Annotated in this window: 11 protein-coding genes and 1 pseudogene; 7 read left to right on the top strand and 5 right to left on the bottom strand. The window is 38.3% G+C overall.

The annotated features are described in order from the left end of the window. Positions 1-17 precede the first annotated feature (17 nt). Positions 18-2129 carry a TonB-dependent siderophore receptor gene (locus tag CWB65_RS15740; RefSeq protein ID WP_008133050.1) on the top strand — a complete coding sequence of 704 codons (2112 nt, stop codon included), beginning with the start codon at positions 18-20 and terminating at the stop codon, positions 2127-2129. A 68-nt stretch (positions 2130-2197) separates the two neighbouring features. Here CWB65_RS15740 and CWB65_RS15735 read toward each other — a convergent pair whose 3' ends face one another. The 3 genes from CWB65_RS15735 to msrA form a co-directional block, all read right to left on the bottom strand. Continuing rightward, on the bottom strand, positions 2198-2941 hold the full coding sequence (locus tag CWB65_RS15735) for a substrate-binding periplasmic protein (protein WP_008133049.1): 744 nt from the start codon (positions 2939-2941) through the stop codon (positions 2198-2200). A 133-nt stretch (positions 2942-3074) separates the two neighbouring features. Next, positions 3075-3989 (bottom strand): 2OG-Fe(II) oxygenase family protein, encoded by a 915-nt coding sequence (locus CWB65_RS15730; protein WP_008133048.1) that lies wholly within the window; start codon positions 3987-3989, stop codon positions 3075-3077. A 177-nt stretch (positions 3990-4166) separates the two neighbouring features. Beyond that, entirely contained in the window at positions 4167-4766 is a 600-nt protein-coding gene (msrA, locus tag CWB65_RS15725; protein WP_138740961.1) for a peptide-methionine (S)-S-oxide reductase MsrA, read from the bottom strand. Between the two features lie 214 nt (positions 4767-4980). Between msrA and CWB65_RS15720 the strand changes: the two genes are divergently transcribed. Then, a complete protein-coding gene (locus CWB65_RS15720; RefSeq protein ID WP_008133045.1) occupies positions 4981-5175 on the top strand; it encodes a CPXCG motif-containing cysteine-rich protein in 195 nt (64 codons plus the stop codon). 57 nt (positions 5176-5232) lie between these two features. Here CWB65_RS15720 and CWB65_RS15715 read toward each other — a convergent pair whose 3' ends face one another. Continuing rightward, positions 5233-5433, bottom strand: a complete 201-nt coding sequence (locus CWB65_RS15715; RefSeq protein WP_008133044.1) for a hypothetical protein — start codon at positions 5431-5433, stop codon at positions 5233-5235. Between the two features lie 91 nt (positions 5434-5524). Here CWB65_RS15715 and CWB65_RS15710 point away from each other — a divergent pair, with 91 nt between their 5' ends. Continuing rightward, positions 5525-6013 (top strand): GNAT family N-acetyltransferase, encoded by a 489-nt coding sequence (locus CWB65_RS15710; protein ID WP_008133042.1) that lies wholly within the window; start codon positions 5525-5527, stop codon positions 6011-6013. A gap of 15 nt (positions 6014-6028) precedes the next feature. Beyond that, positions 6029-6910 (top strand): alpha/beta hydrolase, encoded by an 882-nt coding sequence (locus CWB65_RS15705; RefSeq protein ID WP_138740960.1) that lies wholly within the window; start codon positions 6029-6031, stop codon positions 6908-6910. A gap of 211 nt (positions 6911-7121) precedes the next feature. Here CWB65_RS15705 and CWB65_RS15700 read toward each other — a convergent pair. Further along, positions 7122-8330: pseudogene (locus tag CWB65_RS15700) on the bottom strand (porin). Positions 8331-8848: 518 nt separating this feature from the next. Between CWB65_RS15700 and CWB65_RS15695 the strand changes: the two are divergent. From CWB65_RS15695 to CWB65_RS15685, 3 genes are all read left to right on the top strand, one after another. Beyond that, positions 8849-10438 (top strand): ABC-F family ATPase, encoded by a 1590-nt coding sequence (locus tag CWB65_RS15695; RefSeq protein ID WP_074210169.1) that lies wholly within the window; start codon positions 8849-8851, stop codon positions 10436-10438. Between the two features lie 206 nt (positions 10439-10644). After that, positions 10645-11127 (top strand): 5-(carboxyamino)imidazole ribonucleotide mutase, encoded by a 483-nt coding sequence (gene purE, locus CWB65_RS15690; protein WP_138740959.1) that lies wholly within the window; start codon positions 10645-10647, stop codon positions 11125-11127. A gap of 2 nt (positions 11128-11129) precedes the next feature. Further along, positions 11130-12278: a 5-(carboxyamino)imidazole ribonucleotide synthase gene (locus tag CWB65_RS15685; protein ID WP_138740958.1), complete on the top strand. Its 1149-nt coding sequence runs from the start codon at positions 11130-11132 to the stop codon at positions 12276-12278. The last annotated feature ends 205 nt before the right edge of the window (positions 12279-12483 follow it).

Raw genomic sequence — 12483 nt, 5'->3', positions numbered from 1 at the left:
TTCTCACAAGGTTAACAATGAAAACCAATACAAAAGGGCTTAAGCTCACCTATTTAAGTACTTGCTTAGTAAGCTTATTTAGCAGCCACGTTATGGCCGCTGAGCAAAACCAGCAAAGTAAAAGCGTAAAGGATGACGCAATTGAAAAAGTAACCGTTGTTTCATCTCGCCAGGCTTATCAAGGTAACTTTAGCCCTTTAGAAACACCGCAGTCAGAGCTTAAAATTGATTTAGAAGCCCTTGAAAACGCAGGCGCAGTAAGCCTTGATCAAGCGCTTGATTTATCAGCCTCTGTTGCGCGACAAAACAACTTTGGTGGGCTGTGGAATAGTTTTTCGTTACGTGGCTTTGTAGGTGACGAAAACCTGCCAAGTAATTACTTAGTCAATGGCTTTAATGCAGGACGTGGCTTTGGTGGCTCACGTGATTTGTCGGGTATTGAGTCGGTAGAGGTTTTAAAAGGTCCGCGCGCGGCTTTATTTGGCCGTGGTGAACCAGGTGGCACCGTAAACCTAGTTACTAAAAGCCCAACGTTTGACACCGCAGGCGAAATTAAGCTCTCTGTAGGTAGTTTTGATACTTACCGCGCCGATGTTGATTACACTACAGCGCTTAACGACGATGTAGCAATTAGATTGGTTGGTTTTTACGAAGACGCCGAAAGCTTTAGAGATACCATCGAAACCACTAAACAAGGCTTTAGCCCATCAATAGTGTGGAATATTAATAATAACAGCCAATTAATATACGAGCTTGAATATAGCGACCAAGAAGTACCGTTTGATAGAGGTGTATTAGCCATAGATGGCGAGCTTGGCCTTATACCTGAAAGTCGCTTTTTAGGTGAGCCGGGCGATGGCCCAATTGAAGCCGATGTATTGGGGCACCAGTTAGAGTATATTCATGACTTTGATGATAACTGGAGCATTTTATTTGGTGCAAACTACCGCGATACTTCTTTAGAAGGCTTTGCAACCGAGACCGGTTTTGCTGGTGTAATAAATGGCGAAGTAAACCGCTTTAGACGCTATCGGGATTACGATTCTACTTATCAAGTACTGAGAGCTGAAGTGAGCGGTAACGTTAACGTAGCAGGCTTTGAAAATCGTTTAATAATCGGAATAGATGGCGATAAATTTGAAAATGATCAATTTGCACTGCGTGTACGTGGCGATCAATACATTAATGTATTTAACCCCGTTTACGGCGCGTACGCATTACCAACGCCCACATCAAATACTGACCGCGTAGAAATTCAAGAATCGGTAGGGGTATTCATTCAAGACCAAATAAGCCTAACCGATAAGTTAGATATACGTATTGGTGCACGTTTTGATGATTACGAGCAGCGCATAAATAACCGCCTAGCTAACACTAACACTAAACAAACGCAGTCACGCGTGAGCCCGCAGTTTGGTGTGGTTTATGAAGCAAGCGATTATGTATCTGTTTATGGTGCTTACGGTGAGAACTTCCGTCCGCTTTCGGGGGCCGATGCTAATGGCGATGGTTTTGAGCCAAACCAATCTACATCTACAGAGGTGGGAGTTAAATTTCCATTAAACGATGGCGCATTATTTGGTACTGTTGCCGTGTTTAAAGTACAGCAAGACAACATGCTAGTAGTAGACGATGCAACAGCGTTTACCTATGCAGCCATTGGCGAAGCGCAAAGTAAAGGCATAGAAATAGACCTAACGGGTGAGCTTACCGATACGCTTGAAGTTTGGGCGTCGTATGCCTATGTTGATGCAACAATCGAAAACTCATTTTTTGATGCTAACTTTGGTTACACAGTAGAAGCGGGCTCATCACTATTAAACGTGCCTGAGCAACAGCTTAGTTTACAGTTAGTGCAATCTGCTGTTCTTTACGGTAAAGCCATTAAGTTTGGTGGTGGTTTATTACATGTGGGCAAGCGTAACGGTTTTTTTGGTACCGACTTTGAGTTACCAAGTTACACAACAGCGCGTGTTTTTGTAAATTACGATGTGACAAACGAAATTGGCATTGCGGTTGAGGTAAATAACCTGTTTGATGAAACGTACTACACAAACTCGTTTGCCGATGCGTGGGTACAACCTGGTACACCAAGAAACGTTAAGTTTTCTGCATCCTATAAGTTTTAAACGTATCCATTAAAACGATATAAAAAAATAGGCTGCTTATATAGGCAGTCTATTTGTTTTTAAATTAATTATTTTAAGTATCCATCAAAAATTTGCTTGTACTTGCCGGATTCTTTGAGTTTTTGCAGTTGTAAATTAAAGTCATTGCGTACTTTTTTAGACTTAAATAAATATCCATTAGGGCTTTTTCCAAATAAAGGGAACCTATCAATTTTTTGTGTTGTATCAATATCTTTTATATTTGCGCGAAAGTAGTCAAAGCTTTGTTTATCCATTTGTATAACATCTACCTTGTCTAAGTACAAAAATTTAACTTGAAGCGATTGGTCGTGTATTTCGTTATACAATGGATTAGCTTTAGCCATATTTGCATACTCATCTCCTAAGTGAATGGCAGCACTTGGCCATGACAATAGACTATAATTTTTCAAATCGGCTATTTCACTCAATTTAAAGTTGTTTTTACTTAAAGCAAAAGCAAGATTTTCGTATGTATAAGACGCATATGATAAATAACCTTTTAGGATGTTTCCGTTTGCAGTATTTAAATTAATATCTGCTACTACATCGATATTTCCTTTTTTATACTCTTTTACACGCCGAGTGTAAGGATAATATCGAGACTCAATTGTGTAGCCTAAAGGTGTTAAAGCCGCTGTAATAATATCTACTGTTAGACCACTATTTGAATCAGGGAATACGAAAGGGGGAAGTTTTTCACCAAAACCTACTACGAGCGTTTGCTCAGTGATTGATGCATTAACGATGGGTGATAATAACAATGCGGCTATTAAAATGCTGTTTAACGTCATTTCTACTGCAATAAATTAACTATTAATGTTTAAAAGATAGTTATTAACGTGTAAAGCAACAAGTAAAAAGCCCATTAAACTAATTATTAATTAGCTTTAATGGACTGATTGATATCAGTTTTATACAGGGGTATTAAAATGGTGCGTAGCCATCGGGTGTTGTTACTGGCGTAGTCCAGCGCTTTGTAGCATCTATTACTGGGCGTTGTGCGCCTTGAGCTGGTAAACGCCCGCGGTCGCCAAACAACCACAGTACAAAGTTGGTTCTATCGCCACTCGTTATGGGTTTAGCAGCATGTGCCACACTTCCTCTGTGGATCATCGCGATACCTGGCTTAAAACTAAGTTGAGTTACTTTACCTGTAACTAGGTCGTAAAAATCAAGCTCAGAACCGGTAAACTCCTCACCCGGTAAATTTAAATTAATATTTAACGTTACCGCTGATGCATCAGTATGTGGGCGAATAGACGCATCTGTACTTGGGTCGTAGTAAATAGAAAAACCAAATGTTTGCGTGTCGTAACCTGTAATTTCAGGAAATAATAAACGCGCTATAGGGCGCATATAGGTGTTTAGCATTTCGTTATAAAATGTTTGAAAACTAGGGGCTGCTAAATAGCCTTCTGATCGTTTATCGAGCATAACGCCGCGGCGGTTTAATACAATACCGTACGGTGGGCGCATTGGGATGTTAGAGTCCCATACTTGATCAAGGTAGCCACGTAAAACGGTTAGGCGCTCAGGATCAAAAAATTGAAACTGAAACACATCAGGTGCCACTTCCTCTAAAAGCGCTTTTACTAAATGCTCTTTAGATGGATTTTCCCATGCTTGTTGTATGGCTTCGCGTAAATTTTTATCGAGTAACGAATCGTCTAGCGTAAAGGTAGACGCGTCAACTTCGCTTGCTTCCCATTCTTTCCACGCGTCTGAAATTAGGTCGTCGTTGCTTGCCCAAAACTGCTGTACCGAGTGATCACGGTTTAACATTTCTTGGCGTGTTGGTAAATCTAGAGCACGGGCTAATTGTAATTGTTTGGTTTTCATACGATGTAACTCCAGTTATTTAATACAGGTTTAACAATCTAGGAGTTAAGTTTATTGTAGAGTTAAATATTAATAAACTGGACAATAAAATAAACAGTATTAATAAAAAATTAATAATAGCATCGTTTAATGCCTTTTTAAGCGTTAAAAAGGCTGCATTAAATGCAGCCTTTAATTTTAATGCGTAACTCTGTCGCCCCAAATATCTTCTAGGCGACTGTCTCGTCCGCATCGCCAGCGATAAGTGTTATAACGGATAGGGTTATTTTTGTAGTAATCTTGATGGTAACTTTCTTTTCCTTTGATAGGGTAGAACACCGTTGTATTTAAAATTGGCGTAACAACGGTTTGACTAGGAAACTCTTTAATAACACGTTGTTTGGATTGCTCTGCTAATTTACGTTCTTCTTCATTAGCAACAAATATAGCACTGCGATAACTGGGGCCTTTGTCGCAAAATTGGCCTTTCGGATCAAAAGGGTCAATATTAACCCAATAATGATTGAGTATGTCTTGATAGCTTACAATGCTAGGTTTATAGGTAATTTCAACCGCTTCATAGTGTCCTTTATGATTACCATTATATGTAGGGTTTTTAATTTTACCCCCCGTAAAGCCAGATATTACGTCGGTTACGCCTTCAAGTTTCTCAAAGTCTGATTCCATACACCAAAAGCAACCCCCTGCAAGCACTGCTTTTTTTGTCTCTTCTGCGTAAGAGAGTGTGCTAAATAAAACGAGGGTAGACGCTAACGTTAATGAGAGTGTTTTTTTCATAAAAATATCCACCTTTATAATTAATTTAACTATACGTTTAATTAGACCTATCAAGTACAAAAGGTATTTCATATTTTTATCTAACAAATTTGGTTTTGGTCAAAAGTGTCTAATTTATATTTTAATACTATGTATTCCACTAAAAACGCAGTTGAAAAGTTTAACCGTGTTGATTAAGGTTAATTCATTGATGATGTAATTTACCTGGTGTTAGATGAACCAATTAACTGAGGAATCAATTAGCTGCCCGTATTGCGGTGAAGTTATAGAGGTATTACTAGATGCTGCAGATATTGATGAACAATACATAGAAGACTGCCAAGTATGCTGTAAGCCTATTTCGTTTGTTGTATTTGAAGACGACGGCGAGCTAAAGGTAAATGTATACAGTGAAGACGATACATTTTAAATTGGCGTAAATTATAAAAAAGGCTGCATAACTGCAGCCTTTTTTATTGATGGGGCGTTACTTATTTTGTTCTCGAGCTAGCTGGTTAGGGAGTAGCTCTTCTACTATTTCGCGAGCGGGAAGCGTGTAACGTGTGCCATCAAACATGACTGAGGTAAACTCATTTATATTAGTAATGCCGGTTAGGGTCCAGCCCTCGCCGCGCTTAGGACAATACACTGTTGTGGTAGGTTGTATTACTTTAAATTCGTCACTCATACTTGTGTGCTCGTTATATAATGCTTGTTAATGCACTATGGTAAGTTAATAATGCAGGTTCATAAAGTGCTATTTGCCCTGTATTTAAATCATGTTTGAAAAAATAAATACGCCTCGTATATCGCTGCGTTTAATATCTCATAAAGATGTAACTAGTTTACATGCTATTTTAAATAATCCTCTTGTTAGCCAGTTTAATGACTACACAACACCCATTAGCAAAAGTGATATCAAACAATTAATACAAAATGATATTAGCGGCTATTATGAGGGAGAGGTTATACGCTTTACGATTACCCAGAATACCCTCAATAAAGTAATAGGTAGTTGTGGTCTGTATAAAATTAATAAAGAAGCAAGAACCGCATTTTTGGGTTTTGAATTAGATCCTGAATTTTGGCAACAAGGCTACATGAAAGAAACGCTGAAAACTTTAATCCCAAAGCTTGTTATGCATTACGAGTTAATAATGCTTTACGCAGAGGTTAACAAAGCTAATACAGCTTCGTGCAAGTTGCTTGAGGGACTAGGGTTTACTAATAACGAAAATATTTGGTTTTGTAGTCTTAAAAATAATTAGTAAAAAGAGAGATACATGTCGTTAAAAATTAATAAAAACTATCTAATTAACCTCGTATTAGCTGTCATTACGTTAAGCTTACTTATTTTAGGCGGCCGCTACTACAATCATTATGTATCGGCTTATACAGACATTACACTTGATTCAAAAATTTTAAATGAATCGCGTAAGGTATTTATTAGGCTACCCGTTAACTACGATACCAATAAAGTTTATTCGTTAATAATAAAAACCGATGGTAACTTTAACCTAGATACGTGGAATGAAACATTAGCGTCTTTCTCAAACAAAGGACAGGCCGAACAAGCTATATTGGTATCAATCCCTAACTTGTTTTTTACGGCTACTCGAAATCGTGATTTGGTACCTCCTTATGCTCGCCAAGACGTTAATACCCAAGCGCCTGCAACAAACAATATAGAACCCAACGGAGAAGCAGATAAGTTTTTACAGTTTATAGAATTAGAATTATTACCTTATTTGACTAATCGATTTAAATTAAACAATAACCGTATTTTAAGTGGGTTTTCTGCTGGTGGCAGTTTTGTGCTTTATACGCTTCATGCTAAACCGGATCTCTTTAATGGCTATTTTGCATTTAGTCCTGCCGCCTGGTATGACGATATGACGGTAGTAAACAAAGTTGACTCGTTTTTAAAGGCGTCGAATAAAATGTTTAAAAAGCCAACGTATTTGTTTTTATCGGTAGGTGAGGAAGAGCATCCGCTTATGTTAGAGGCGTATAGTAATTTAGAGCAAGCATTAAAGGCCAGCCCTAACGAGCACTTAAAGTGGGAATCTATTATTAATCCGAATGCGGAACATAACGATAATCCAAGACTAAGTGTTGCAGATGCTTTAGGTGGATATCAAAAGTTTTTAAATGAAAGGCCTTAATATGTTGCTAAACCAAGCATTGTAAACAGCCTACAAAATATATATACAGGTTTGCTTTAAACAAGATTATGTAAATATTCATAAAGAACACATCATACAATATATGGTAAAAGCTAATCTTAGCAGGTGATTGTATATGAGAAATAATAAGCAAGAGTGAGGTTAGGGCACTGCGCCCTAAGTCAATAGAGCGCGAAAGGGTAATTGATTTCTACAATTGATATCTAAATCCAAATGCGATGCCGTCATCTTCTGACTGCTCCATTTTTGCTTGCTGATCTTTATCATTGCTTTCAAAGTCACTAAAATCTTTACGTGCTTCTATATACGTAATTGTGTCTTCGTCAATTAAATAATGAACACCAATAACAGCAAATTGACGTTTAAATACATCGTTCGGATCGGTATTAAAGTTTGGCTGAATTACGTAATTATCGCCTGCATCAAATACGTTGTAGGCAATAAAAGGGCGAAAATCGTTGTCAAAGCGGTACGATGCAAATGTTTCTATACCTATTGCATCTTTAATTAAGCGACCAAGATTATCGGTGTCATGATTTTTGTTTTTATTAATATTAGCTGAAACATAAAGACCTTTTTGATCTACTCGACCCCACATAATGCCTGCACCGTATATTAGGTCTTCAACATTTTGTGTGGTGCCATCACCGTAAGTTAAATCAAACTCGCCTCGGTTTACACCGGCTGTAAGCGTTAACATGTCAGTAGGGGGATAAGTAACCGAAGCACCAAAGGTGTAGTTAAATTCTACTTGTTGGGCAGCTGTATCGCTTGCATTCCAAAGTGTTTCGCATTCTTGTTCTGTAATGTCACTAACGTCACAGGTATAAAACTCGCTGTTTTTGAGCTGTGCTTGCAGTGTAAAACTTAAGTCATTGTAGCTATTGCGATATTGAATAAGTTTATCGCCTCGGCCCGTACCGTTTACTGCGCCATCGTCCTTGTTATAGGTATAAACACCCGCTGCATTACCATCCCATACAAAGCTGTTATTTGTTCTATAAACAACGTCGTACCATGCACCCCATTGCTTACCAATTGTAATTTGCCCGTATTTATCATGCTAGAGGCCGGCATAGCCTAAACGGTTATATAAAAATTCATCCTGGATTGATTCAAAGCGATTGTTATAAATAATATCACTACTACCTACAGGGTTTACACCCCACTCAACTAGTCCTAAGGCTTTCCAGCCTTGCTTAAGTTTTCGATCAATTTTAAAATTTATACGTGATGTACCGTTCACGACTTCAGTTTGGTTTTGCGTATTTATTACTCTTACGTCTATAAAACCACCCACACTCATTGAATTGCGCTCGTCCGTGTATATGTTTACTTCAGAGAATACTGAAGGGCTAACCATTATTGCTACTAGCATTGATGTTAGTTTCAATTTCATTGTGTGTTTCCTTGTGTGCGATGTGGTCAATGATAAGTGCAGGGCACACTAGCAAACACCTCTGTTTGTCAAAAGTGAAAAAACATCATCGAAATTTTATACATAATAGGTAGACATTCACATTGAGTTAATTGTGTTTTTAAGTTGTTATGAATATGTATTTTTATAGTAAATACACAAGTAGTTTGAAAATTTACAACCTTAAAAACATTTAATTATTGTGATGATTTTTCAAGTTAGCTATTAATTATGTTTCTAGTATAAAAACTCTAATTCTTATGTTTTTCAATTAAATAGCATAACTTTACTTAATTTTTAAAAATTTATATGAGCATGGCTATTTAGCATTAAATTTAATATTAACCATAAGGTAAATACCAAAATAAAATTAGAAATCTGTACTCTTAATCATTAAGTTTTGGTGCTTGGTAAGTTTGATTTGTGATAGAAAAATAGGCCATTTTGGTTTAAACTGCGCGCAATTTAAATACATCCTGTCTCCCTTGGAGGGTAGCGCTATTATTAGTACAGCTAACATCACCATGCAATTTGGTGCTAAACCGTTATTTGAAAATATCTCAGCAAAATTTGGCGAAGGAAACCGTTACGGTTTAATTGGTGCAAATGGTTGTGGTAAATCAACATTTATGAAAATACTCAGTGGTGAACTAGAGCCATCTTCGGGTAACGTAAGCACTGATCCAAATGAGCGTGTTGCTAAACTAAATCAAGATCAGTTTGCTTACGAAGAATACTCTGTAATTGATACTGTGATCATGGGTCACAAAGAGTTATGGGCTATTAAACAAGAACGTGATCGTATTTATTCTTTACCTGAAATGAGTGAAGAAGACGGTATGAAAGTAGCGGATCTTGAAACTGAATTTGCTGAAATGGATGGTTACTCAGCCGAGTCTAAAGCGGGTGAGCTTTTATTAGGTGTTGGTATTGCTACTGAGCAGCACTATGGTCCTATGTCTGAAATTGCACCGGGTTTTAAACTGCGAGTGTTACTTGCACAGGTTCTGTTTTCTGACCCTGATATTATGCTACTTGATGAGCCTACCAATAACTTAGACATTTACACTATCAAGTGGTTAGAAGATGTATTGAATCAGCGTGATTGTACTATGATCATCATCTCGCATGACCGTCACTTCTTAAACTCTGTGTGTACACACATGGCCGACATAGATTACGGTGAGCTACGTATTTATCCTGGTAACTACGACGAATACATGTTTGCAGCAACGCAAGCACGTGAACGCCTATTAAGTGAAAATGCAAAGAAGAAAAGTCAAATTGCCGAGCTCCAGCAGTTTGTATCACGCTTCTCGGCTAATGCTTCAAAAGCTAAGCAAGCCACATCGCGTGCTAAGCGTATCGACAAAATTCAGTTAGACGAAGTAAAAGCATCATCTCGTCAAACACCGTTTATTCGTTTTGACCAAGAAAAACAGCTGTTCCGTAACGCGCTAGAAATGACAAGTATTAGTCAAGGTTTTGAAGACAATACTTTATTCTCAGGCCTTGAAGGTTTAGTTGAAGTTGGCGAGCGTATTGCCATAATTGGTGAAAACGGCGTAGGTAAAACAACGTTACTTAACACGTTAGCAGGTAAACTTACACCAAAGGCAGGTGAATTTAAGTGGTCTGAAAACGCTAACATTGGCTACTATGCGCAAGACCACGCTGACGAATTCGAAAAAGACATGAACTTGTTTGAGTGGATGGAGCAATGGCAGCAAGAAGGCGACGACGAGCAAGTTGTTCGCAGCTTTTTAGGTCGTATGTTGTTCTCACAGAACGATATTAAAAAGTCGGTAAAAGTAATATCAGGTGGTGAGCAAGGCCGTATGTTGTTTGGCAAAATTATGATGCATAAACCAAACATACTTTTAATGGATGAGCCAACCAACCACATGGATATGGAATCGATTGAAGCACTAAACTTAGCGCTTGAAGCATACGAAGGCACTTTACTTTTTGTATCACATGACCGCCAGTTTGTCTCTTCTGTTGCAACCCGTATATGGGAAATTAAAGACGGTAAAATAATCGACTTTAGAGGTAATTACTCTGAGTACCTAGCAAGTAAAGAAGCGTAATTACGTTGTAATTTTAGTTTTACAAAAAGCCATGTTTAACATGGCTTTTTTTTGTTTTTGTTGCGTGTTAATTATTTATAAAAAATTAGCCTTTAATCTTCATTTAATACCATTCGAACCTCGCAAATTAAACGTGTTTGGGTATAATACCCGCCTAAAACCGGACATAAGTCCGCTATTTTAAAATTCATTACTGAGGAGTATTTATGACTGTTGGCATTATTATGGGTTCTAAGTCAGATTGGCCAACCATGGAACACGCTGCACTGATGCTAGAGCAGTTTGGTATTAAGTACGAAACCAAAGTTGTATCTGCACACCGCACTCCTCAATTACTTGCTGATTATGCAAGCTCTGCTGCAGAACGTGGCATAAAAGTTATTATTGCCGGCGCAGGTGGCGCAGCCCATTTACCGGGTATGGCGGCTGCTTTTACATCTGTTCCTGTTTTAGGCGTTCCTGTGAAATCAAAGGCATTAAATGGTGTTGATTCTCTATTGTCAATTTGCCAAATGCCAAAAGGGGTAGCAGTAGGCACCTTAGCAATTGGTGAACCAGGCGCTGCAAACGCAGGCTTATTAGCCGCACAAATTTTAGGGAGCCATAACCCCGACATTTTTGAAAAAATCGAAGCATTTCGTAAAAACCAAACAGACACAATATTAGCCAACCCAAACCCTGCAGAGTAACAATGAATATTTTAATTTTAGGTGCCGGACAACTTGCACGTATGATGAGCCTTGCAGGCGCACCGCTTAATTTGAATGTAGTTGCCTACGATGTGGGAACTAAACAAATTAAGCACCCGCTAACGGGTGATATTTACACAACTACACTTGAACAAGCTATTAGCGACGCTGATGCAATCACGGCAGAATTTGAGCACATTCCTGATGATGTATTAACGCTATGCTGCAACAGTAATAAGTTTTATCCGGGTAAAGCCGCGATTAAAACGGGTGGCGATAGAGCACTAGAAAAAGCGTTACTTAACAAAACCGGTGTTGAATGCGCGCCTTATCAGTTAATTACAGAAAAAGTACATTTGGAGTTGGCCGCTAAAAACCTGGGTAAGCCACTTGTTATAAAAACCTGCCAAGCAGGGTACGATGGTAAAGGGCAGTGGCGTTTAAAATCTGATGAGCAAATTGACGAAATTTGGTCTGAAATGGCTGAGTTTATAGCATCGGGAACACTAGATGCGCCGCATACTATTATTGCTGAAAAAATGATCCCGTTTGACCGAGAAGTGTCGATTATTGGTGCACGAGATAAGCACGGTAATGTTGCAATTTACCCATTAACAGAAAACGAACACACCAATGGTGTGTTAACACTGTCGGTTGCGGGTAAAAATAACCAAAATGTTGAAGCTCAAGCAAACGATGCATTTACAAAAATTGCAAACGAACTTAACTATGTAGGTGTATTGGCCATTGAGTTTTTTGATGTAATGGGCACACTATTAGTTAATGAAATTGCACCGCGTGTACATAACTCAGGTCATTGGACTCAGCAAGGTTGCCATTGTTCGCAATTTGAAAATCATATGCGTGCCGTTGCAGGTTTACCACTTGGTAATACTGAGCTTAAACATATTACAGCTATGATCAATGTACTAGGACAAGCAAGCATCCCTGCTGAGGTGCTTACATTACCCGACGTGACAAGTCATTGGTACGGTAAAACGGCTAAGCCAGGTCGTAAAATGGGTCATATAAATGTATCGGCTCATAATATGAATGACCTGTCAGATAAGTTAAGCCAATTAACTGATTATTTACCAGAGCACGATTACCCGGGAATTTTAAAAACGGCAGAAAAACTCATTCTAGGTTAGGGTGTTTTTTTGTATGGCTAAAGCTGTATGGTCTAGTAGGTTATGATTAGGGAAGCCTTCTTACTGTTTTGCACATGGATGTTATTTAGGGATTGAGCAGATCTTAGAAGTAGTTGCTGGCCGACTAGTTCAAAACTATACGAATAAAAAATGAAATAATAAAAGCCGAGTAATCTCGGCTTTTTTTTGCCTGAAAAAACAAAAA

It is taken from the genome of Pseudoalteromonas sp. S554 (assembly GCF_005930865.1).
Lineage (GTDB): Bacteria > Pseudomonadota > Gammaproteobacteria > Enterobacterales > Alteromonadaceae > Pseudoalteromonas > Pseudoalteromonas marina.
Note: the sequence above shows the minus strand (reverse complement) of the source record. Positions and strands in the feature narration are given on the sequence as shown.